Genomic DNA, 23,453 nt, shown 5'->3' with positions numbered 1-23,453 from the left:
AGCGTTCACTTCATTCAAATCCCCCTAATGCGGAACATTTCCTTCATTATTTCTGACGTAAGAAAAGCTGCTCCTAATCTGCTTAATGTAACCTTTAATTGGTTATAAATACACGTTTTATTTATTCATGAAATGATGTCAGGAGGGAAAGCTACTATATAGAAAAAGGAGGTATTTTGTTTGATTAGCTGGATTAGACTGACGTTTTCTACATGTGTTTTTGTCTTTCTTCTTTCCACTGCTGTTTCTGCTGCTGAAGAACTATCGAGAGAGCAAATTTTAGAAAAGCGCATGGAGTACTATATAAAATATTCGAGTGATGTTTTGCCTTGGTATTATCTAGCTGCTATCGATCAGTTTGAACGGAATATCCAGGAAGTTAGAAATGATATCCCGAAGCGAGATGGCGTTGTTGCTATCCAATTTTCCGATGATTATTGGACAGGCGTGCTAAATCCGTTGCTAGATGATACAAACCTGAATTCGATCGCTTTTTTCAATGGGCATGGCTTAGATGGCAATCAGGACGGTAAGGCAGATCGCGGAAATGATGATGATGTGATGTACACTTTAACTGAATATTTAATACAGTTTGGAGTGACGGAAAAAGACTTTGAAAAAGCGCTAAAGGAGTATTATAAACGCGATGAAACAGTTAAACAAATTATGACAAACGCAGAAATTTATAAGGAGTTTGAATCATTAAATTTAGATGCGCGTGCATTTCCACTTGCTATCAATCACAATTATAGCTATCGCAGTACTTGGGGTGACTCGAGAGGCTGGGGTGGTAAACGAATGCATGAAGGTACTGATTTGTTTGCTTCTTATAGTGTTCCCGTGAAATCCACTACTTTTGGCAAAGTGGAAATAATGGGATGGAACGATTACGGTGGCTGGAGAATCGGTATTAGAGATGTAAATAACACGTACCATTATTATGCTCATTTATCAGGGTATACAAAAGGTTTAAAAGAAGGAGATATACTCGAGCCAGGAACAATAATTGGGTATGTTGGAAGCTCAGGTTATGGAAAAGAAGGGACATCTGGAAAATTCCCACCTCACTTGCATTATGGCATGTACAAATACAACGGCCGAGTCGAATGGGCATACGACCCTTTCCCTTCTTTAAAGAGATGGGAACGAGAAGAAAAAAGTAAGAAAAATAAGTAAAAAAATCCAGCAGCTCTTGAGTTGCTGGATCTTTTACAAAATAAACAATAAGGAAATCCAAAAAAAGTGTTGGAATAGAACAAGTGTATAGAGTAAAAGCGTAAACCCAATTAAAAGCTGCATATACTTTCTCGTTTGAAATTTTGTGATGATATACATAAAAAGAAGTGGAAGGATAATTTTGATGGAATAAAAAATGGCAATATTGTTTTCATACACGAAGCGCATAAATGGATTAGCCTCCGAGATATGACCGTATCGGATGCCGAAATCGGTAAATATAGAATCGAAAATGGCTAGTATTAATAGGAATATTGCTAGTGTAAAAGAATTTATTTGAGTAGGGGCTAAAATCCTCCGATTCACATGGATTGTCCTCCCTTCGATTTATTTGGCTTGTGCTATTATGTTGAAGTTTTTCAATGATTATTCATAAAAAATAAGAAAATATAATTTTCAGGATTATTTAATGTTAGATAGGGAAATGTAAATACATATAAAACTTGCTAGTTGGAGGACAAAATGACGAAAATGAATCGAGGAATTGTTACAGCTTTATCTGCAATTGGGCTAGCGCAAGGTTTAAAAATATTAACGCATAAAAAGTTAACGGGAAAATGGGATATTAAACAAGCATTTACAACGGGAGGAATGCCAAGCTCGCATTCTGCAGGAGTAGCAGCACTTGCATCTTACGTAGCGGCTAATAAAGGAACTCGTCATACGGAGACAGCGCTTGCTGTTGTGTTTGGTGTAATCGTAATGTATGATGCACAGGGAATCAGGAGACATACAGGCGAGATTGCACAGCTTGTAAATGATTTGGAAGACAATATAGCCACCTTATCGGGTAATTTTCCGAGTTTTGAGTATGTTCAAAGAGAGGAAGAATTAAATGAGTTACTTGGACATCAGCCAGTGGAAGTAGTAGCAGGTGCACTATTGGGAACTATTTTTGGCGTTATATGTGCGAAATTGGAAGATTGAAGAGCAGAACATAATAAGAAATTAGAAAAACTAAGTTGGAAAACTTGGGGAGTTTTTCTTGTTTTGTTGCTTTAGTCTTACTGTATCATACTCTCTAAAATAAGAGAAGATAAAACAAAATAGCATAAATGAAAACCAAGCCGGCTAAGATCCCGGCTTGGTTTTTATTATTCTTTGCTATCCGTGTATGTTTTCGTTTCTCCATCTTCGTATTCAACTTCAAGGTCAAAGTTTGTATAATCACCTGCATCAAAAGCCCTCGTTACCCTTTCGATTACTTCTTCCTTACTCATGTCTTGGGTTATCTGAAGATCTGTAAAAACTTGCTCGAGTAACGTATATGCAGCATCTCCTTGCACATCCGCGGCAGCATGCATATTTTTGTAAACTGCTTCCGATCGTGATGAGTTTCCATAGTATTCTGCTATTATTGCATCTTTATTGTCGGGTGTACTGATGTGTAAATTTAAAAAACGGAAGCCGAATTCGCTCTCTGGATCTTCTTTTGTTTGAGAATCATCGACTTTCTCATTTTGTTCCTCCTCAAATGCTGTTCCATCAGGTACGTTTTCCTCTGGCTCATCATTATTCCCACAAGCAGCAACAAGCATCGATGATGATAGCAGTATTGTTGCAAGTATGGTAGGTTTCTTTGCTCTCATGTACATTCTCCTCTCATGATGATTGGATCTACATATTATAAATAACCTAAAAACGAGCCTATTAAACAAATACAAGAATGATAGATTTTTTAAAAAGAGGGTAGTATGAAAAGTATAGGTGTTTTGAAGGGGAAGTCTTGTATAATGGTATATAAGATATAAAGGAGAAAATTTAGGGAGGATGGTTCAAATGGCAAAGTATACAGAAATTATTACGGTAGATCAATGGAAAGATGTTTTGGAGCAATCAAAAGAGAAAGCGGTCATTGTGTTTAAGCATAGTACGACTTGCCCGATTAGCGCATATGCATATGGAGAGTTTACGTCGTTTGATTCACCAGTAGAAACGTACTTAGTTAAAGTGATTGAACATCGAGCGGTGTCTAATGAGATAGAAAATGATTTAGGTGTACGTCATGAATCACCACAAGCGTTTTTAATAGTAGATGGACGAGCTGTTTGGAATGCTTCTCATAGGAAGATTACAAATAAAGAATTAACAAAGGCAACGGGAACATTATAGGGGACGGAGAGATTGTATGGAAGAAGTAAGGAAAGTAGGACGGTATTTAATCGATAATGCCGAAATAGTTATAAGAGATATAACAAAAAAAGCAATAATAAACGTTGATATACCAGTTACAGAAGAGATGTTAGAGCATTCAATTCAACAGAATGTGGAGTTTTTAGTGCTTATAGCTCAATCTTTTGAAGAATCAGAGGAAACTGCAGAAGCAGAACTAATCAAATGGAGTAAACAAGTCGGTGAACAGCAAGCGGCTCTTTTTTCCCAATTTTCAACGATTCTTAAACCATTTGCTAAAAACCGCTTATTGTATTTAGAGTGCATCACCCAGATATCGATAGATCACGGATTATCAGTTGAAAATGTAGTGAAAATAAATAATCGAATTAATTATTTGATGGATGTAAGCCTTATGGAGACTATTTCCGCATATGAAGTTTATCGTGATTCATTAATGGAAGAACGTCAAAAAGAGATAAACGAATTATCGGCTCCTATTGTACCCATCCAAACAGGAGTAGCGGTATTGCCTTTAATCGGTATGATTGATTCCTATCGTTTTCAATACGTCATTAATCATTTAGTGCCCTTGATCCCGAGTCGTTCGATTGACCATTTGATTATTGATTTTAGTGGTATTTTGACGATTGATTCTGAAGTGGCGGAGCAGATCTTTATCCTTCACAGTGTACTTCAATTACTTGGCATCCATGTATTATTTTCTGGCATTCGTCCCAATCTTTCCATGGAGGTTGTCCGAGCAGGTATTGATTTTAGCTCATTTCAGACATTTGGCAGTGTTAAACAAGCGATTGATAGTTTGAAATAGGAATCCTATAGAAGATAAAAACGATTTCTCGTAATGAGAAGTCGTTTTTTTTATAGCTTGGAAAATTATAAGTTCTATAGCTAGTCGATCAGTATAGGGAAACTGCGAAGAAAAAGTTTTATAAAGGTGACCGCTATGATTTTCGCTGCAGTCGTACGCTTTCCGCCGGGTGAGCGATGAGCCATTTCCGACGCTGAGGGCGTCGTTGGAATGTCTCATTAGCCCACTCATCCGGCAGGAGTCGACGACTGTAGCGAAAATCAATGGTAAATTCTTTTTTATTTATCATCGGCTTACTAAAAATAAAATTATCAACAGTTTGCCACTCTGTAGATCCAGAAAATGGATAAGGGCGACCAAACAGTTGTCGAAAGCAACTAAACGACTGTTGTGAGCAACTAGTTGCACTTAACAGCAATCAAATTGCACCTGAGAGCAACCAATTTTTCATCACACAAGTTTACTTGGAATGAGACACCGATATGGATGAATGTTATTTGGGATTACTTTACAAAAAGTTTCCGCTTGCTTGGCTTTGTCGCGATACACCATTTATTAGCATTAAATAGTTGGCAAACCTTTGAAGAAGTTTCATTTGTTAAACAGTGACGCCTTTTAGATAGCGGTTTCCTTCATAGATTGTAGCGGAAGGTCGTCGACTCCAGCCGGAATAGCTTGAGCTGAAGACCCTGGACTGAGCATAGCGAAGGAAGCGGCTGAAGCCAAGCCGGCGGAAAGCGTACGTCCTGCAGCGGAAATCTTAGCGGAAACTTCATTCAACTCACTACGTCGCAGCTTACCTATAATGTGAGTTATTCTTATTATGTTTTCTATGAACTAAATGGACAGATGGCAAGTACATAGAGTAATGGGCTTTTCCATACTTTATTTTATTTAGTAAATTGTCTCCTTGTGTTTACTTTAGTTTGAGAAGAAGGTTAGGTGGGTAACAGAGTAAATATGAAAGCTTATAGAAAAGTTATTATATAAGGAGGAGAAGCAATGTTAGATCAGTATTATTGGAGAGATACACTCTCTTTTTTACCCGAGATATTAATAGGTTTATTGGTATTATTAATAGGATTTTTTATTGCGAAGATATTAGAAAACACGACGTATAAAATACTTAGGAAATTTCATGTGAATGAGCGTTTAGGAAATACAAAGTCTAAATGGTCAGTCGAGAAAATCATAAGCAAAGTAGTCTTTGCTATTGTGTTGATTTTTGCATTTGTTTTATTCTTTAATATACTGAACCTGAATACAATGGCCACTCCGTTTATTTCCATGTATTCTGGATTAACGGGTGCTTTCTTAAATATTTTAAAAGCTGCTTTGATTTTATTATTTGCTTGGATTTTAGCAACTGTTATCAAAAAAGTGATTCAAATGGCAGGTTCAAAGCTTCCTTTAAATAAATACGTTGGAAAAACGGGCGTTGATCCGGAAAAAGTGGATCAGACAAAATGGACGGATACAGCAGCAAACGTTGCGTACTATTTAATCTTTTTATTGTTTATTCCAGCAGTATTGAATGCATTAGGAATTGATGGATTAAGCGGACCATTCGAGGGGATGCTTGCTAGTTTCTTTAATTTTATTCCTAAACTAGTATCGGCAGCTATTGTGTTTACTATTGGTTGGTTTGTTGCGAAACTAGCTCGTAATTTAATAGAGAAGTTTTTGCAATCTGCTGGTGCAGACCGATTAGCAGATAAGCTGAAGATTTCTTCCTTTATAGAAGGAACTAGTGTATCAAAAGTTGTTGGAGTTGTGACTTTTGTATTAATCATGATTCCAGTATCTATTACGACATTAGAAATTTTAGATTTAGAAGGTATTTCATCACCTGCTATTGCTATGTTAAACAATGTTCTTGCCATGCTACCGAAGATTTTTGTGGCAATCCTATTAGTGTTAGTGGGAATCGTTGTCGCGAAATGGGTAAAGGATGTCGTTGTATCGCTTCTTGAAAAAAGTGGTGTGAATTCAGTATTTGGTAAAATGGGATTCAAATCTGGTAATGATTCGACACCAACTTTTTCAACATTGCTAGGTACAATCGTTCAAGTTGTGATTATCTTACTGTTTGTTGTAGAAGCTTTGCAATTGTTGGAGCTAGAATTCATGGTGACATTGGCAACTGGAATTTTTGCTTATTTACCATCTGTGTTTGCCGCAATTGTTATTTTAGCAGTAGGATTTTGGTTAGCGAACTTGGTAGAAAAATTGGTCGGAAGTTTGATGAAGCATTCTTCCGGAACACCACATTTCTTACGTTATGTGGCGAAATATGCGATTTTGGCTTTCGCATTCTTCATGGCATTAGACCAGTTAGGAATAGCTGCTTCCATCATTAACTCAGCCTTTATCCTAATACTAGGCGGATTAGCATTGGCGTTTGGCTTGGCATTCGGATTGGGTGGAAGAGAACACGCAGCTCGTTATTTAAGTAAAATGGAAAAAAGCTTAGAGGATGCAGAAGTATCAAAGGAAAACTTTCAAGCTCAAAAAGAGTCGATGAAACAATCGATGAAGAAGGACGTTCAAGCAACTAAAAAAACGGAGCAAAATACAAGGGAGACAAATGGCTTTTTAAATGAATCTCCTGATACAGGGTATAATATTCCATCTACTGATGATTTACATCCCTATGAAGATATACCGCCAAATGACGAAAAGTTTGATAAATAATTTGTATCAGAATGCCCTGGTGTAATAATGCCAGGGCGTTTTTACTGTGGTGAGTATATAAAAGGTATGTGACAGAATAAAACACAAGATGGATATATATTTGGAGCTTTTCCAACATAAAATGAAAAATGAATGTATTTATTCAAAAATTAAACGACGTTCAAAAAAATATATACTTTTAGAACGGAAGAAGTATAATAAGTTTAGATTGAATTTTCAGACTAAATTATAGAGGAGGTTAAATTATTTTGGTGAAAGCTTCTTTTATAACGGATGAGCATGAGTTATTTTGCAAAGCTTTGAAAAAAATGTTAGAGAAGGAAGCGTACCCATTCTATGATGAATGGGAAGCAAAACGAGCTATACCAAGAGATTTTTGGCTAAAGATGGGGGAGAATGGTTTTTTATGTCCATGGGTTAGTGAGGAATATGGGGGACTTGGGCTAGATTTTTCCTATTCGATGATTTTAATTGAGGAACTTGAACGTGTAGGTCAAGGTTTAGCAAGTGGAATGTGTCTGCACTCTGATATTGTAAGCCCTTACATCGAGAGTCTTGGAACGGAAAAACAAAAAGAAAAGTGGCTTCCCGGTTGTATAAGTGGGCAACTAATTACTGCAATTGGTATGACGGAGCCTGGTGTTGGATCCGATTTAGCGGGAGTGAAAACGACTGCTCGAAAAGAGGGAGATACTTACATTTTAAATGGCGAAAAGACATTTATCACAAATGCTTTGACAGCGGATATTGCTGTCATTGTTTGTAAAACGGATCCAGATGCCACCCCTGCTTATAGAGGAATTAGTTTACTCGTTGTGGAGAACGGGATGGAAGGCTTTAAGCGTGGGAAGAAGCTCGATAAAATCGGCATGCATAGCGGAGATACTGGGGAGTTAATATTCGAAGATGTAAAAGTGCCTGCAGAAAACTTACTTGGTGAAGAGGGTAAAGGGTTTTATTATCTTATGCAGAACTTGCAGCAGGAGCGTTTAGTCGTTGCGCTTCAATGTCAAATAGAAGCAGAAGAAATGCTGCGAATAACGATTGACTATGTAAAAAATAGAAAAGCATTTGGTCAATCGATTAGTAAATTTCAAAATACGCAATTCAAAATTGCGGAAATGGCAACGGAAATAGATATAGGTAGAACATATGTGAATCAATTGACAGCTCGTCATATTGCAAATGAAGACATTGTAAAAGAAGTGTCTATGGCAAAATGGTGGATTAGTGAAATGGCAAAACGGGTGGCAGCTGAGTGCTTGCAGCTTCACGGTGGATACGGATATATGGAAGAATACGAGATTGCAAGAAGATACCGAGATATTCCAGTTGCGAGTATTTATGCGGGCACAACGGAAATTATGAAAACCATTATAGCGAAGAAGCTAGATTTATAGAGAAGGGAGGAATCCGGATGAAGCTCTCAGAGAAAAAACTGCAGAAGAAAAAGCAAGAAATTATTTTATCTGCTGTCAAAATCGTCAACCAAAAAGGATATCAAGGTGCAACGATGGAAGAGATTGCTGCAGAGCTTCTTATGACGAAAGGTTCTCTCTATTACTATTTTAAAAATAAAGAAGATCTCCTTTTTCAATGCCACGAAATGGTGTTGGGGCAGGCAATTAGTGAGTTACACGATTTTTTTATGAAGATCTATCTAATGAACAAAAACTACGCAAGATGATTGCCAATCATATACGTTATATGATTGAAGAAAAAGAAACGTTTAATATGATCATTAAGCCCGACCAAACCTTTTCCAAGGATTATCTACATCCTATCTTGCGTAAGCGAAATGAATATGCGGAGTGGTTTGACGAAGTAATTCAAAAAGGAGTGAAGGAGGGAGAGTTCTCGGTACAAGAACCAAAAATGGCAAGAATGATATTACTCGGTTCTATGAACTGGATTCAGCAATGGTACAGACTTGATGGGGATAAGACAATAGAAGAGCTACAAACAATTTATGCAGATTATTTGTTAAAAGTTGTGAAATGAATATCATCATTTAAAACAAAAGGGGATCTGATATATGTTCGTTACGGAAAAATTGGCACTCCATGCAAAAGAGCAAGCCCATCATTTAATCACGCAGTTTAAGGGAAGAAATACAACCTATTCAGCGTTTTACGAGCAGGCTAAAAGATTAGCTGGTTATTTTCAAGCAAAAGGCTACGAGCAAGAAGATATTATTGCAGTTTACTTGAATAACTCCGATTATTTCTTAATTTGTTATTATGCATGTCAGCTTGGTGGATTTAGCGTAATGCCTGTCAATACAAAGCTTGCTGCTCCTGAAGTGGATTACATATTTGCGCATTCTGAAGCAAAAGCGCTTATTTATGGTGCGGATATGGAGCCAATTTTAAAAGAAATCCCTGAAACATTTGCAAAATTTCAAAATACGCTAGTAGTAGGAGAAAACGAAGGCTTAATAGAAGTGTTAGAAGATGAAACTATTACTTACAAGGAAGTAAGCGAGCATGAAGAACGGACGAGCGTCGTTTTTTATACTTCTGGTACGACTGGTAAGCCAAAAGGCGTTATGTTGACAGCGAGTAATGTGAGAGCGGTTGCGGAGATATGGGGAAAGGCAATGGAGCTTAACTCCAAAGATCGAATGCAAATTGTCGCTCCATTATTTCACTGTGCGGCGAGTCATGTTTTTAGTATTCCCGTCATTTATGCGGGTGGAACGATTGTGATTGAAGAAGGATTTTCCCCTGAACGCGCTTTAAATACGATGGAGCAAGAGGATATCACGATATTCTTTGGGGTACCTGCGATGTACAGTATTTTATTGAATACGCCAAAAATGCAAGGCTTACAGTTACCTAATCTCCGACTGTTTACTTATGGAGCGGCACCGATGCCATACGAATTGGTTCGAAAAGTGAAAGCATTATATCCAGATGTGAAAGTACAAAACTTATACGGACAAACAGAAAATTCTCCGGCCGCTACGACGCTAAAGGATCATCATGCATTAGACAAGATTGGCTCTGTAGGAGAACCGCTTCCACAAACACAAGTACAAGTTGTGGATGAATTTGGAGAACCACTACCAGTCGGGCAAGTCGGGGAAATAGTTACGAAAGGCCCTCAAGTCATGAAAGGCTATTTAAAAAATGAGGAAGCAACGAGTAGATCAATTCAAAACGGTTGGTTATATACAGGGGACCTAGGCCGATTCGATGAGGATGGACTGCTTTATATTGTAGATCGGAAGAAAGACATGATTATTCGAGCTGGGGAAAATGTATACCCTGTAGAAGTTGAAGAGGTATTATATCAAATTCCAGAGCTTTTTGAAGCAGCGGTTGTAGGTATTCCACATACCGTTTATGGGGAAGTTCCAAAAGCTTTTATTGTATTAAAAGAAGGTCAAACTTTGACAGAAGAAGCTATTATTTCTTTCTGTTCGAAACGATTGGCAAACTATAAAATACCAGAAGAAATTGTTTTTATCGATACTCTTCCTAGAAATGCAAGCGGAAAAGTGTTGAAAACGGCTCTTCGAAAAGAATAAGGGGGAAAAGAAATGTGTTCAGTATATATTGTAGATGGTGCTAGAACGGCTTTTACTAGTTTTGGAGGCTCCTTTGCACAAGTGAAAGCAGATGATTTAGGTGCTGCGACAGCAGTAGAGGCATTAAAACGATCGAAAGTGGATGCTACTCAAGTGGATCATGTTATTTATGGAAATGTTATTCACTCTAGCACGAATGCTTCGTTTTTATCCAGACATATCGCCTTGAAAGCAGGAGTACCTGTAGAAGTTCCTGCTTATAATGTGAACCGGTTATGTGGTTCTGGAGCGCAGTCTGTTGTTTCTGCTGCACAATTGATTTTATTGAACGAAGCTGAAATTGTTTTAGCCGGAGGAGCAGAAAATATGTCGCTAGCTCCGTACTCCAATTTCAATGCGCGTTTTAATGCTTCTAAAATGGGCCCTGTCGTTTATGAAGACATGGTGCTCTCAACACTTACAGATGAATATGTAGGTAGTGGAATGGGAATGACGGCAGAAAAACTGGCGGAGCAATATGAAATAACGCGTGAAGAGCAAGATGAATTTGCATTACAAAGCCAAAAACGTGCAGGGGAAGCTCGTGACAATGGTGTCTTTGCAAATGAAATTGTGTCAGTAGAAGTACCGACTCGAAAAGGGACAATACTTGTATCAACAGATGAACATATAAAAGCAGATGTTACAGCAGAAAAGTTGGCCACTTTAAGACCTTCCTTTAAAAAAGATGGAACAGTGACACCAGGTAACGCTAGTGGTATTAACGATGGTGCCGCGTCTGTTATTGTAGCGAGTGAAAAAGCAGTAACGGAAAACGGACTGAAGCCGATTGCTAAAATCGTTTCCTGGGGTGTAGCAGGAGTCGACCCTGCGATTATGGGAATCGGTCCTGTACCTGCAATCAGAAAAGCTTTGGAAAAAGCAAAACTCCGATTAGAGGATATGGATTTAATAGAAGTAAATGAAGCATTTGCTGCTCAATATTTATCCGTGGAAAAAGAGTTAGGACTTGATCGTGCCAAAACAAATGTCAACGGCGGTGCCATTGCTTTAGGCCATCCTGTTGGGGCTAGCGGAACGAGGGTTCTTCTGTCATTAGCATATGAGTTGAAAAATAGAGGATTAAAATACGGAGTTGCTAGTTTATGTATTGGTGGAGGACAAGGAATCGCGGTTGTAATAGAGAGTATGTAGTCCTAGTAACAGTAGTTATTAATGTGGTAGAGGTTTCATGGGCGAAAGCTGTCGAAATTTCCCGGGAAATAGCGAAATAAACCTGCAGACGTTGCTATATATTTTTAGAAAGTTTAAGTTCTAGGGAGATGAGTAGATGAACATAGGCGTGTTAGGATCCGGTACGATGGGAAACGGAATTGCGCAAGTGATGGCAGATGCCGGACATACAGTAATCTTATGTGATGTAAATGAGGAAGCGCTTGTTCGAGCAGAGAAAATAATGCATACAAATTTAGAAAGAGTGTACAAAAAGCAAGGCAAGAATGTACGCGAAATAGATAAAGTGTTTGAGAGAATTACATTTACAAAGGAGCTTCCACTTTTAAAGGATTCAGATATTGTGATCGAGGCTATCATTGAAAATATGGAAATAAAGAAAAAGGTATTTGCAGAGTTAGGTGCATTGTTGAATGAAAAAGCAATTATAGCATCGAATACATCGGGACTAAGCATAACAGAATTAGCTACTGCAGCTAGACGACCATCAAAAGTAATTGGAATGCATTTCTTCAATCCAGTACCAGTTATGAAGCTTGTCGAAATTGTACGAGGATCGGATACTTCCAACGAAACATACGAATCTGTAGCTAGTTTAGTAGAATCAATTGGGAAAGAGAGTATATCCATTGTAGATGCACCATTATTTGTGGTGAACCGAATCTTAGTCCCATTGATCAATGAAGCCATTTTTGTGCTTGGCGAAGGGATTGCTTCAGCAGAGGATATTGATAAAGGAATGATGCTCGGTGCAAATCATCCAATTGGACCACTCGCGCTTGCTGATTTAATCGGACTAGATACGATGCTGTTTGTTGCAGAAACCTTATTAGAAGAAACAGGCGACTCCAAATATCGAGTGCCACCATTATTGCGTAAAAAAGTTCGCGCAGGCCATTTAGGCAGAAAAAGTGGACGAGGATTTTACGACTATGGATAAAAAAGCAAGGAGAGAAGTAATTCTCCTTGCTTTTTTATGTTTGGAGGATGAAGTGATATAACCAGTAAATGGCATAGAGCAACGTACTTAGCATTGAAAGCAACCAATTCTTTATCAAGAGCAACCTATTACCTATTAGAATACAAAAGCAATCATGCTGATAATAAATTAGTTTGAAACGATTTAAGACCTATAGTGAATGATTTCTCACCTAAGAAAGTACATTTTCACTGTTCCAATGTTTCGGCAAAAATCCTATTACTTAAACACATAGTATTGAGTATTTTTATATCGAGATATTTTTAGACTATTCAGATAGAAAATGATTAAAAAGCACTAGTTTTATTTTTGATTTATGATTTTTTGCTTTTTAGCTAAATATTACGGAAATCGATATAAAAAAAGTGCCAAATAGTTTTGCATATTAAAATGTTGTGACATAAGTCCTTGAGTTCATGGTACTAAGTAAACTTTTATGTAAATTTTGTAACTTTGACGTACGCAACTTGTAATGTTATTTATTATATTAAGGAAAAGTTAGGTATTTATTTCTCCAAATATAACCAACGTCTCGCATCCTAAGTTGAAAATAAAAATTATTTTGTTTTTAATGAATATTTAGGTTTAACACTCTATTAAGTTGGGAATAGAATCCTTGGATTAGAGCAGAAATTAATTCGTATTTACTAAAACAGCGGAAGTATCTGTGTTGGTGAAGTACTAAAGGTTCAATTTTAAAATCTTCATTTCTTCCCAAAACAGTTATTTTATAAATGACAAAACATTAAAAGATAAGGGAGATGTATGGAATGTCAGGAATTATTCGCGTAACACCAGCAGAACTAGATGCAATGGCTTCTCGCTACAACCATGAGTCAGGGGAGGTTGGATCCCAAATCGGTCGTTTAGATGGAATGATTGGTGAGTTGCAATCCATGTGGGAAGGGTCTTCAAGTGCAGCATTCGCTGAGCAATACGAAAGACTTAAACCTCATTTTAACGAAATGCGTGAACTTTTAAGTGAAGTAGGAATTCAATTAAGCCGTGCAGGTCAAGCATTACAAGATGCAGACCAACAAATCGCGAGTCAAATCCGCGGATAACACTTCCAACTAGGAAGAAGAAAAAAGTAGAGCGTCGTTCCAAAGAGGAAGGCGCTTTTTCCTTCATAGAGGTGAAATTATGTATATAGAAATTACGGTAGATTTGTCCAATTACGAAGGTGATGTGATGGATCTTAGATTATCCGATTATTATACGATGAAAAAATGATTGATATAGCGTGGCAAGCAAATGCAATTTCCAAAACTCCACGGGAAGGTCATTGGGTGCGTGTAGTAAACAAAGATAAATTATTTCCAGGTCATCTAACGCTTGCGCATTGCGGAATTACGACTGGTGATCGAATCGAAATTATTTGAAGGAGTTATGAAGATGGCCACTAATTCACATACATATTTAAAAAATCGGATAGGTGCAGAAATAAATGAAGAAGAAAGTAAAACAACGTTCGTCTTTCAAAAAGAACGGGTCGGCTTTAAAAGAACGGAAGAAATCATTTTTCTAAAAGAAGTAAGCCCGAAAATCTCGAAGGACATTACGATAACAGATGATGAACTAATCATTCAAGCAATGATTCCATCTTCCCTCAAACGATTTAGTTACATGCGTTTAGAAGATGAAAAATCAAGATGGATGTTCGCCAATCAACTGGTAGAAAAGGTTTATGCTCACCCTTATCCTCGCTTAAATTTAATCGTTTGTCCGGAAAACATTGTATATAGCAGAGGAATGGAGCCCTCCTTTTTGTATTATGGCGTAATGGGAAGCCTGCCACCATATGAGACAAATGATGAGCAAGTTTGGTTAGAAACGAAAGCTGTTGTAGCGGCTAGCATAGACCCATCTTTTACGTTCGAGGAGTACTTGAAATACTCGGAGATTCTCGAGTTAAAAGAAATTGGCGCAAAATTAATGTCGATGACTGATAGCGAATCCTTACTCGATTTTATCGGTCAGCAATTGGAGCAATTGGAAATAAGGGAACAAGCGAATGTAAAACTCCCAAGAAAAAAATGGAAGATAACGAAATGGCTTTCTATAGGGCTTGGTGTGCTAATTATTCCTGCAATCATATTAACTATTATTTATTTCATACACGAAAAGCCAAAAAATGAAGCATATACCCTCAGCCATGAATACTTTTTGGGACAAAATTACAGTGAGGTTGTTACCCGATTAAGTCCGTATAGTGTGAAGGCTATGCCTTATGTAGTGTTATACGAACTAGCTTATTCTTCTGTAACGAATGAACGATTAGACGAAGAACAGAAAAAAAATGTCTTGTCTAATATTACGTTGCAGACGGATGCCGATTATTTAATGTATTGGATTTATATTAATCGAGGAGAAGCAGAAAATGCTGTGGATCTAGCTAGATCGATGGAAGACGGCGAGCTTATTACGTATGGTTTATTGAAAAGACGTGAAGAAGTGAAGGCAGACCAGAAATTATCGGGTGAAGAGATGCAAACACTTTTAGATGAAATAGATAGAGAAGTAGAAGAATATGAAAAACTGATGGAGCAGCAAGAAGAGGAAGAGAAAGAAAAAGCAGAAAGATAAGCAACAAAACTTGAGCAAATAGAAGGTAGGTGTATTGCATTGCTGCAACTATGGCTGTTTTACGGTGAATATTATCAGCGTATTAGTATGAATGAAAATGATGCTGTTCCTCTTACAATAGGTTCAAAAGTAGAGAATGACGTAACCATCCAAACGTACCCATTTATAAATGGAAATATAACTGTAAAAAAAGAAGACAAGAATCTATCCGTTTACAGTGGGAATGAATATGTGGGGAAATTAACAGACGAAGAAGGTTTAAGAATTGATCAAGAAGATAAAGTACTGCATCTATATGCTTCTTCGGCATCCCTCACATCAAAGACCTACTTTATAGACTACGAAGAGGAAATATCCTTTGACTGTCAACTAGAGACAGCGACATTTAAGCGGGAGAATGTGCAATTCCAACATGTGGAGTCAGGTCATTTCTCCTTGAACAAGATAAACGATGGATGGATTATTAAAAAAGCATTCGGCTGTCCATTGTATGTGAATGGAAAGCGGTGTGAATCGAACACCATACTGAAAACCGGCGATATTATCCAGTGGGCTTTTATGGAAATGAAACTAATTGAACGTGATCGGTTAGAAGTGATAACGTCTAGCCAATACAAAACGAGCTTATCTGAAATTGAAGTGCCAAAATCGGAGATATTCCATATGTATCCGGATTATAGACGTACGCCTCGTATGATTTATGACTTGCCTGAAGACAAGGTATCGATTTCGTTTCCTACTCAGGAAAGTGATGATAACGGACGCGGATTATTATTAACGATTGCACTTCCACTTGTCATGCTTATTGTTCTAGGACTCGTCGCTTACTTCATACCAAGAGGAAGCTTCATCATCATTTCGATGGCGATGTTCGTAGCTGTTTTAGTAATGTCTACTGTCCAATTTTTCAAAGATCGTAAAAAGCGGAAGTTAAATGCAGAAAAAAGACTTCGCGTATATACAGCTTATTTAGAAAACATTCGACAGGAATTACATGAGCTATCGGAAAAACAGAAAAGGGTCTTAGCCTATCATTTCCCTCCTTTCGAGGAAATGAAACAAATGACGAAATCCCTTTCTAGAAGAATTTGGGAGCGAACACTAGAAAGTCATGACTTCTTACAGTTTCGACTAGGTACAGGTACAATTCCCTCCAGCTACGAGGTTAAACTATCATCGGGCGATTTAGCAAATCGAGAAATAGATGAAATGTTAGAACAAGCGCAGCGAATGGAAACAGTATACAAAGAAATTCCAAAAGCACCGATCACAACTAATCTCTCGGAAGGGATATTAGGTCTTATAGGAAAAGAATCGGTTATTAAACGAGAATTGCATCAACTAATTGGTCAATTAGCGTTCTCCCATAGTTATCATGATACGAGATTTATATACATTTTTAATCATGAGGAATATGCAGATATTGAATGGATGAAGTGGTTGCCACATTTCAAGCTTCCCCATATGCATGCAAGAGGGTTAATCCATAACGAAGAAACGCGAGATCAGTTACTTTCTTCGTTATATGAACTTATTCGTGAGCGAGATGCAGATGAAATGAAAGGGAAAGTGAAGTTTGCCCCTCATCTCATATTTATCATTTCTGATTACTCCTTACTTGCTGAGCATGTAATTTTAGAGTACTTAGAAAGTAAAAATACGAAGGAACTTGGCATTTCTGTTATTTTTGCAGAGTCAGCACAAGAGCGTATGACGGAAAATGTTCATACACTTGTGCGTTACGTAAACGAACAAGAAGGAGATATTCTAATCGAAGCTGGAAAAGCAGTAGATATTCCATTTCGCTTAGATGCATACGATCAATCGACAAATGAACGCTTTGCTCGGATGTTAAGAACGCTGAATCATCAAATCGGTATCAAAAATTCGATTCCTAATTCCGTTAGTTTTCTAGAAATGTTCGGAGTCAGAGATGTAGCAGATGTTCCGATTGGTCGCAATTGGATGATGAATGAATCAGCAAAATCATTGGCTGTACCAATCGGCTTTAAAGGAAAAGATGAGCTCGTGCAGTTGAATTTACATGAGAAAGCACATGGTCCTCATGGATTACTTGCTGGTACGACGGGTTCCGGTAAAAGTGAGTTTTTGCAGACATATATTTTATCGCTAGCAGTTCATTTTCATCCGCATGAAGTAGCTTTTCTTTTAATCGATTATAAGGGCGGGGGAATGGCACAGCCTTTTAGACAAATCCCACATCTTCTTGGCACTATCACGAATATTGAAGGAAGTAAAAATTTTAGTATGCGTGCCCTTGCTTCTATTAATAGTGAGTTAAAAAGAAGGCAGCGTCTGTTTGATAAGTATACGGTCACACATATTGATGACTATACAACCTTGTATAAAGCAGGTAAGGCAGCGGAGCCATTACCACATTTATTCCTCATTTCTGATGAATTTGCGGAATTGAAGAGCGAGGAACCGGAATTTATTCGTGAGCTAGTAAGTACCGCACGAATCGGTCGAAGCTTAGGTGTGCATCTGATTTTAGCAACGCAAAAACCAGGGGGCATTATCGACGACCAAATCTGGAGTAATGCTCGTTTCCGCGTGGCATTGAAGGTGCAAGATGCATCGGATAGTAAAGAAATATTAAAAAATAGTGATGCAGCGTCCATTACGGTAACTGGTCGAGGATACTTACAAGTTGGCAACAACGAAGTGTATGAATTATTCCAGTCTGCATGGAGTGGTGCTGCTTATATGGAGGAAGTATTGGAAGGAGAAGACGATGTGGCAATCGTCACTGATCTCGGTCTCTATCCGCTTTCTGGTATTGCAACAAATGGGAAGAAGAAATCAAGTGGTATAACGGAAATTGAAGCTGTCACAGCGAAAATCGCAGAAACAACAGTAGAGTTAAATATTCAAAAACTAGCTAGTCCGTGGTTGCCGCCGCTCGCGCTTCGAATGGAAAAACAAGTAACAACTGTTCCATTACAAAAAGGGGTGCCGATTGGTGTGATAGATGAACCTGAGAAACAAAGTCAAACGCAAGTGAACTACGATTGGACAAAAGATGGAAATCTAGGGGTCTTCGGTTCTTCTGGATATGGTAAATCCTATACATTACTTACTGCCCTTCTTGGGATAGCTGAGCAATTAACACCAAGTGAAGCGAACTTCTATATTTTGGATTATGGCAATGGATCGTTACTTCCATTAAAGCAACTTCCACAAACAGCTGATTATTTCACGATCGATGAAGAATTGAAACGTGAAAAACTCATCAAACGAGTAAAGGATGAAATTGCGAAAAGAAAGATCGCCTTCCAACAAAGAGAAGTGAGCAATATCCATATGTATAACAAACTATCTGAACAGAAATTACCATTTATCTATTTGGTAGTAGATAACTATGATATTGTCCGTGAAGAAATGGAAGAATTAGAATCCCAACTTATTCAATTCGGAAGAGATGGTCAATCACTTGGTATTTACTTGTTCATAGCAGCAACAAGGGTTCAGGCTGTTAGACAGTCACTTATGAATAACTTAAAGACGAAGGTTGTTCATTATTTATTGGATGCAACGGAAGCATTTACAGTTATTGGTCGAGTTCCTTTTAACTTAGAACCATTTCCGGGGCGAGCGATATTGAAAAAAGAAGATGCCTATTTCACGCAAGTTTACCTTCCTAGTAAAGGAGCAGATGATTTCGAAGTATTAGAATCGATGAAAAGGAATATCCAATCACTGCAGGATAAGTATCGTGGTGAAGTACTTCCAAGTCCAATTGCGATGTTGCCGCTTGAGTTAACTTCTATCCATTTTGCGGATTATTTAGAGCCTAAACAAAAAGATGGGCTCGTTCCAATCGGATTAGATGAAGAAACTGTCCGTCCAATTTCAATCGACTTCAAGAAGAATCGTCATTGCTTACTAGTTGGGCAAGTGCAGCGTGGAAAAACGAATACGTTAAAGTGGATGCTTACTACGTTAATGGAACAGCAAACAGGATTTATCGGTATCTTTGACTCCTTTGACCGAGGTTTATCCACATTCTCGAATAACTCGGCTATCGATTATTTAGAAACAAAAGAAAGCTTAGTCGAATGGATTTCCCGTGCGGAGCAATATTATGCAGAAGTAGAAAAAACGTATGTGGAAAAACTGCAACAAGGAAATGCTGTAGAAGTAGTTCTTTCCTATTTTGTAATTGATGGATATACAAGATTTTTACAAGTTGCAGATATCGGCATCCAAGATCGTCTTTCGAAAATGATGAAAAATTATGCTCATTTAGGATTCAATGTCATTGTTTCTGGAAACAATGCAGAAATCGCTAAGGGCTACGATGCATTTACAAATGAACTAAAACTTGTTCGTCAAGCAATCCTTTATACGAAGAAGTCAGAACAAACATTGTACACATTAGCCTATGAGCGAAAAGAAGCGGAATTACCACTTGGGTTTGCGCACTATATGTTGAATGGGAATACGACGAAAGTCCAACTCCCATTATGCAAGATGGAGAGGAAGATTTTGCAATGAAATCAGAGAAGCATATGAAATGGTTGAAATTAACCGCTGGAATTTTAGTTATATTAGCAGTCCCCATTTTGTTTTTTCAACTGATGGGGGTTAACTTACTAGATTTGAACAAAACAAACAAACGAGTGATTGCCATTGTAAATGAAGATAGAGGGCTATCCAAGGAAGAAGAAAACGTGGAGATGGGAAGAGAAGTCGTTTCCATTTTAGCAGAGAATTCTCCGTATGAATGGAAAGTAATGGGGCGTGGAGCTGCAGAGAATGGATTAAAATCCCATCAATACGAGGCAATCGTATATATTCCATCCAACTTCTCTGAAAATATTATGTCATATGATCAGCAAAATCCGAAAAAAGCGACTTTTTCTTATCAAGTGCAGCGTCAAAAAACGGGTATCAAAAAAGAGCGCGTGCTTAATGAGATTGAATTAGCTACAAATCGAGTAAATGATAAGGTTTCGACGCTTTACTGGACTTATATTGCCCAGGAAATGAATCATATTAAAAAAGAATTTGCGAACATTTTAGGGAAGGAAACAGAATTTCTCAGTGCCATGTCGGCTTACTATAAGCCCGAATCCGAAACGCTTGCAGATCAAATGAAAAGACAGAAAGAGCAGATGGATTCTTTACTTTCCACAATAGGTTCAGCAAGTGATGCACATAGTTCTCGCATTGAAAATGCAGAAACATTTGGTCAACAAATGAACGGATTTATCACATATGTTCAGCAATACAGAGAATTTCAAAATACACAAAAACAGATTCTACAACAAGTACAAGATAGTAGTTTAGCTAAAATTCAAGCAGCTGCAGCGATGCAAGCCGAAAAGTATAATGAATCGGTTCAAATGTTAGAGGATAGCCAAGAAACATTAAACGAAGAAATTCAAAAAGTAAACGAAATAATTGATACAAACAAAGAAAAACTGAACTCCTTATCCGAATTACGTAAAAATGAAGTAGATCGTCAAATGTCCGACCTACTGATCGTACAAGGAACTGCAATCGATCGATACAATAACACTATTTTATCTAACTTGGAAAAAGGGATTGAAACAGGAAAGAATGGTTCCGCTGTATTAGGTGTCACGAATATTGGAACAGACCAACAACAGCTAATGTCCACGAAGGAAGAAATGGATCGTAAAGCTGCTAGTAAAGAAACAATAATCCTTCCTGCATTAGAAGAAGAGCGAGCAAAAGTGGCGGAAATTTTAACTGCGCTTGCTGCTATGAAAGAAAGAGTGGCAGCAGCAGATCCGGAATCTGGATTTATCGGTGAACTCGAGCAACTCGAAGGAGAGCTAGCAACGCTCAATACAGGCATCTCTTCCAAAGAAAGCATTTGGAATCAAACAAATGAAGAAGGAAAAAGTGATTACAAACAAGCAGCAACTAATTATACGAGTCTCCTAGAAAATTACAATTCTATTTATAGAGAATATGAATCGGTGCAACAAATATTAAACTCCTATCCGGTTGATACAGCAAGAATTGGTGCGGAAATCAAGCAAAAAGAAGAATCGTTATTAAAGCATCCGCAATTATCAACCGATCAACGAACAAGATTAGAAAAGCTATTTGCTAAAGGTGCAACTAGTACAGATACTAGTTCTCTTCTTTCCTATTATGCAACGCTAGAGCAATTTGAATTTACGCTTAGCGAGGGAGGGCAAACTGCAAATAAGGACGCTATGTTAGAGGATGAAATTTTAACAGCATTATTGAAAAATGTGGTGGATTTAAATGAGGAGGAGCTTGCAGGCTGGACTTCTGTAAACGAGAGCATTCCAGAAACGGAGCTTGGTCTAACGGATTTGAATACGACATTTGCAGCCATTATGTCGGGCTACAAAGAAACGGTTGAGGAACAGCATTCAGCTTTACTGACAGATTTAAATGCCATTGATGAACAAGCTAATATGCTACTTCAACAAATTCAAACACCTTCTATGATGATCGGATCGAGTGAACCTGTGGCAGCAGCTACGGAAGGGGAGGTCATTTCCGGTCAACAAAATGTAAGCAATCAGCTTGTTTCACTGAGCGGAATGATCCAATCCTTATCTCAAAAACAGAATAGTTTGGTAAATTATGCGAATGATTTATCTGCTAAAGCTGGAGACATCCGAAATACATCAAGTGAATTTAGTGAGAAATGGGAAACTAATGTGGATGCGATGACAGCATTTGATGAGGATATAAAAGGATTCCTTGCAAACACATATGTAGATGGGCAAGAAAATGGATATGCATTTAACCACTTTGTCAATCCATTAGATGTGAAAGGAGAAGCCGCTCTTTCGGAAGAAGCGCAAAAAGTACCTCCAGTCATTCTATTTATCATTTTACTTATTAGTAGTCTGTTGATCGGATACTTCACCTATCAAATGAAAGAAGGCCCAATCGGAATACGTTTAGGTCTTACAGCAATATTATCCTTACTCGTTGGACTCGTTATTAGTTTATACAGTATTAATATGTATATATTGAACGATGAACGAGCAGTTGAATGGACGATATTTACAATTCTTTTATTGCTTGCGAGTGCTGCGATTATTCGTACCGCGCTCGAGTTTGGGCAATCAGCTGGATGGATCGCAAGTGTTGTACTCATGTGTGTGTATATTATTCCGCTATTAATACTGGCGGTACCAGATATCCCACTTCCAGATGTATTATCAAATGTCTATATGTCTATTAAATATGAACCGGAAACGAGTTTCTTATGGGGAACAATCATTACTGGGGTAATCGCGATTATTATGCTAATCGTTTCGTATTTTAAACAAACGAACAAACCAGTCATGCAGGCAGAGGAAGCGTATGAAAACTAAGATATTGTTGTTGCTAGTTTTACTAGCGTTTGTAGTTCTATTTGTAGACTTACAGGTTGTTTCGGCTGAGGAAGATAAAACAATCGAGGAGCTTGAGCCAGTAATTTATGAAAAGCTCCAGTTTAAGAAAAATACCGATTACTTGCATGATGGAAAAAAAACAGAGATGAAGAATACGATTCCGGATAAGCAGTTTAATATTTATTTTGATGGAAGAAAACAGCTACCCAATAGAAGCGACACTTCATTTCTGTTTCAAACTTCCGTTAGAGGCGAAAAGAGCACGGTCGCTGCGAAATCTTCTGAACTAAACCTTTTTATGGCTGAAAGTCAGAATGACATGCAGTTGCCGGATAGCTTCATGGATGATCGAGAGACGGCTACTAACAATACGCGCACATTGATATTCCTAGCGATCATTGCTATCGGTCTTTTGGCTTTATTTATCGTCGTGTTACCGAAATTGGTTCAACCATCTGGAACTTCCATTAACAAGGATAAGAGAGGAGAATACATTTGCTTGGATATTATTATGCACTGTTGCACAAGAAGCAAGAAGAACTAAGACGACTAATCGAATGCCAAGGATCACTCTCAGAAAAACAAGGACAATTCAATGAAAATGAACATAAGTGTTTAGAACCTGAACTTACAACTACGACATGGTTTGGAACACTTGCAACTAGTTTTGATGACATTCGGGAAGCAGGAATTCATGCTTCTTATTTAGAGATAACGGGCGCTCAATTCTCTGCTGTATTTAGTGCTATATCAGCTAAAATTGCGTCATTGCAAGCAGAAATTGAATCAATCAAACAAACAATTGCGAATTTAGAGGCAGAAGAAGCTAGAGAAAGAGCAGCGGCTTCTAAATAATGTGGGAGGTGAATC

Annotated in this window: 19 protein-coding genes and 1 pseudogene; 18 read left to right on the top strand and 2 right to left on the bottom strand. The window is 37.8% G+C overall.

All coding sequences use genetic code 11. The features are described from left to right. The first annotated feature begins 180 nt into the window (after positions 1-180). Positions 181-1,176, top strand: a complete 996-nt coding sequence (locus OR571_RS10530) for a M23 family metallopeptidase (protein WP_481900380.1) — start codon at positions 181-183, stop codon at positions 1,174-1,176. 33 nt (positions 1,177-1,209) lie between these two features. Here the strand turns inward: OR571_RS10530 and OR571_RS10525 are convergent, their stop codons facing one another. Next, positions 1,210-1,542 carry a DUF5658 family protein gene (locus OR571_RS10525; RefSeq protein ID WP_282242748.1) on the bottom strand — a complete coding sequence of 111 codons (333 nt, stop codon included), beginning with the start codon at positions 1,540-1,542 and terminating at the stop codon, positions 1,210-1,212. Positions 1,543-1,698: 156 nt separating this feature from the next. Between OR571_RS10525 and OR571_RS10520 the strand changes: the two genes are divergently transcribed. Then, complete coding sequence (locus tag OR571_RS10520) at positions 1,699-2,163, top strand: divergent PAP2 family protein (RefSeq protein ID WP_282242747.1); 465 nt, start codon at positions 1,699-1,701, stop codon at positions 2,161-2,163. A gap of 167 nt (positions 2,164-2,330) precedes the next feature. Here the strand turns inward: OR571_RS10520 and OR571_RS10515 are convergent, their stop codons facing one another. Further along, the gene (locus OR571_RS10515; protein WP_282242746.1) at positions 2,331-2,825 is read right to left on the bottom strand and encodes a YusW family protein; all 495 of its coding nucleotides are present in this window, start codon (positions 2,823-2,825) and stop codon (positions 2,331-2,333) included. Between the two features lie 190 nt (positions 2,826-3,015). Between OR571_RS10515 and ytxJ the strand changes: the two genes are divergently transcribed. From ytxJ to OR571_RS10435, 16 genes and pseudogenes are all read left to right on the top strand, one after another. Next, positions 3,016-3,348: a bacillithiol system redox-active protein YtxJ gene (gene ytxJ / locus OR571_RS10510; RefSeq protein WP_282242745.1), complete on the top strand. Its 333-nt coding sequence runs from the start codon at positions 3,016-3,018 to the stop codon at positions 3,346-3,348. A gap of 16 nt (positions 3,349-3,364) precedes the next feature. Next, positions 3,365-4,180, top strand: a complete 816-nt coding sequence (locus tag OR571_RS10505; RefSeq protein ID WP_282242744.1) for an STAS domain-containing protein — start codon at positions 3,365-3,367, stop codon at positions 4,178-4,180. 1,002 nt (positions 4,181-5,182) lie between these two features. Continuing rightward, positions 5,183-6,874, top strand: a complete 1,692-nt coding sequence (locus OR571_RS10500; protein ID WP_282242743.1) for a mechanosensitive ion channel — start codon at positions 5,183-5,185, stop codon at positions 6,872-6,874. Positions 6,875-7,125: 251 nt separating this feature from the next. Further along, positions 7,126-8,274, top strand: a complete 1,149-nt coding sequence (locus OR571_RS10495; protein ID WP_282243146.1) for an acyl-CoA dehydrogenase family protein — start codon at positions 7,126-7,128, stop codon at positions 8,272-8,274. Positions 8,275-8,291: 17 nt separating this feature from the next. Next, positions 8,292-8,561 (top strand): TetR/AcrR family transcriptional regulator, encoded by a 270-nt coding sequence (locus tag OR571_RS10490; RefSeq protein ID WP_282242742.1) that lies wholly within the window; start codon positions 8,292-8,294, stop codon positions 8,559-8,561. Next, positions 8,558-8,875, top strand: coding sequence for a TetR-type transcription factor C-terminal domain-containing protein (locus OR571_RS10485; RefSeq protein WP_282242741.1), 318 nt, complete (start codon positions 8,558-8,560; stop codon positions 8,873-8,875). Before OR571_RS10490 ends, OR571_RS10485 begins: the two co-directional genes overlap by 4 nt. Positions 8,876-8,909: 34 nt before the next feature. Further along, positions 8,910-10,406 carry a class I adenylate-forming enzyme family protein gene (locus OR571_RS10480; protein ID WP_282242740.1) on the top strand — a complete coding sequence of 499 codons (1,497 nt, stop codon included), beginning with the start codon at positions 8,910-8,912 and terminating at the stop codon, positions 10,404-10,406. Between the two features lie 12 nt (positions 10,407-10,418). Then, on the top strand, positions 10,419-11,600 hold the full coding sequence (locus tag OR571_RS10475) for an acetyl-CoA C-acetyltransferase (protein WP_282242739.1): 1,182 nt from the start codon (positions 10,419-10,421) through the stop codon (positions 11,598-11,600). Between the two features lie 136 nt (positions 11,601-11,736). Then, a complete protein-coding gene (locus OR571_RS10470; protein ID WP_282242738.1) occupies positions 11,737-12,579 on the top strand; it encodes a 3-hydroxyacyl-CoA dehydrogenase NAD-binding domain-containing protein in 843 nt (280 codons plus the stop codon). 809 nt (positions 12,580-13,388) lie between these two features. Next, complete coding sequence (locus tag OR571_RS10465) at positions 13,389-13,682, top strand: WXG100 family type VII secretion target (RefSeq protein WP_093265042.1); 294 nt, start codon at positions 13,389-13,391, stop codon at positions 13,680-13,682. Positions 13,683-13,761: 79 nt separating this feature from the next. Beyond that, positions 13,762-14,000 (top strand): annotated as a pseudogene (gene yukD / locus OR571_RS10460) (ESX secretion system protein YukD). A 13-nt stretch (positions 14,001-14,013) separates the two neighbouring features. Next, the gene (essB, locus tag OR571_RS10455; RefSeq protein ID WP_282242737.1) at positions 14,014-15,204 is read left to right on the top strand and encodes a type VII secretion protein EssB; all 1,191 of its coding nucleotides are present in this window, start codon (positions 14,014-14,016) and stop codon (positions 15,202-15,204) included. Positions 15,205-15,243: 39 nt separating this feature from the next. Further along, entirely contained in the window at positions 15,244-19,722 is a 4,479-nt protein-coding gene (essC, locus tag OR571_RS10450) for a type VII secretion protein EssC (protein WP_282242736.1), read from the top strand. Then, positions 19,719-22,562, top strand: a complete 2,844-nt coding sequence (esaA, locus tag OR571_RS10445) for a type VII secretion protein EsaA (protein ID WP_282242735.1) — start codon at positions 19,719-19,721, stop codon at positions 22,560-22,562. Before essC ends, esaA begins: the two co-directional genes overlap by 4 nt. After that, positions 22,552-23,127, top strand: a complete 576-nt coding sequence (locus OR571_RS10440; RefSeq protein ID WP_282242734.1) for a type VII secretion EssA family protein — start codon at positions 22,552-22,554, stop codon at positions 23,125-23,127. The genes esaA and OR571_RS10440 overlap by 11 nt, the downstream gene beginning before the upstream one ends. Next, entirely contained in the window at positions 23,103-23,438 is a 336-nt protein-coding gene (locus OR571_RS10435) for a YwqH-like family protein (RefSeq protein WP_282242733.1), read from the top strand. Before OR571_RS10440 ends, OR571_RS10435 begins: the two co-directional genes overlap by 25 nt. Positions 23,439-23,453 lie beyond the last annotated feature (15 nt).

Origin of the sequence: Psychrobacillus sp. NEAU-3TGS (assembly GCF_029955155.1) — a bacterium.
Taxonomy (GTDB): Bacteria; Bacillota; Bacilli; order Bacillales_A; family Planococcaceae; genus Psychrobacillus.
This window is presented reverse-complemented; position numbering and strand designations above follow the sequence as displayed.

What these genes read in the sequence shown, in the direction of transcription:
- OR571_RS10520 (WP_282242747.1), top strand. Translation starts at nt 1,699, where the DNA reads ATGACGAAAATGAATCGAGGAATTGTTACAGCTTTATCTGCAATTGGG.
- OR571_RS10515 (WP_282242746.1), bottom strand. Translation starts at nt 2,825, where the DNA reads ATGAGAGCAAAGAAACCTACCATACTTGCAACAATACTGCTATCATCA.
- ytxJ (WP_282242745.1), top strand. Translation starts at nt 3,016, where the DNA reads ATGGCAAAGTATACAGAAATTATTACGGTAGATCAATGGAAAGATGTT.
- OR571_RS10505 (WP_282242744.1), top strand. Translation starts at nt 3,365, where the DNA reads ATGGAAGAAGTAAGGAAAGTAGGACGGTATTTAATCGATAATGCCGAA.
- OR571_RS10500 (WP_282242743.1), top strand. Translation starts at nt 5,183, where the DNA reads ATGTTAGATCAGTATTATTGGAGAGATACACTCTCTTTTTTACCCGAG.
- OR571_RS10490 (WP_282242742.1), top strand. Translation starts at nt 8,292, where the DNA reads ATGAAGCTCTCAGAGAAAAAACTGCAGAAGAAAAAGCAAGAAATTATT.
- OR571_RS10485 (WP_282242741.1), top strand. Translation starts at nt 8,558, where the DNA reads ATGATTGCCAATCATATACGTTATATGATTGAAGAAAAAGAAACGTTT.
- OR571_RS10480 (WP_282242740.1), top strand. Translation starts at nt 8,910, where the DNA reads ATGTTCGTTACGGAAAAATTGGCACTCCATGCAAAAGAGCAAGCCCAT.
- OR571_RS10475 (WP_282242739.1), top strand. Translation starts at nt 10,419, where the DNA reads ATGTGTTCAGTATATATTGTAGATGGTGCTAGAACGGCTTTTACTAGT.
- OR571_RS10470 (WP_282242738.1), top strand. Translation starts at nt 11,737, where the DNA reads ATGAACATAGGCGTGTTAGGATCCGGTACGATGGGAAACGGAATTGCG.
- OR571_RS10465 (WP_093265042.1), top strand. Translation starts at nt 13,389, where the DNA reads ATGTCAGGAATTATTCGCGTAACACCAGCAGAACTAGATGCAATGGCT.
- essB (WP_282242737.1), top strand. Translation starts at nt 14,014, where the DNA reads ATGGCCACTAATTCACATACATATTTAAAAAATCGGATAGGTGCAGAA.
- esaA (WP_282242735.1), top strand. Translation starts at nt 19,719, where the DNA reads ATGAAATCAGAGAAGCATATGAAATGGTTGAAATTAACCGCTGGAATT.
- OR571_RS10440 (WP_282242734.1), top strand. Translation starts at nt 22,552, where the DNA reads ATGAAAACTAAGATATTGTTGTTGCTAGTTTTACTAGCGTTTGTAGTT.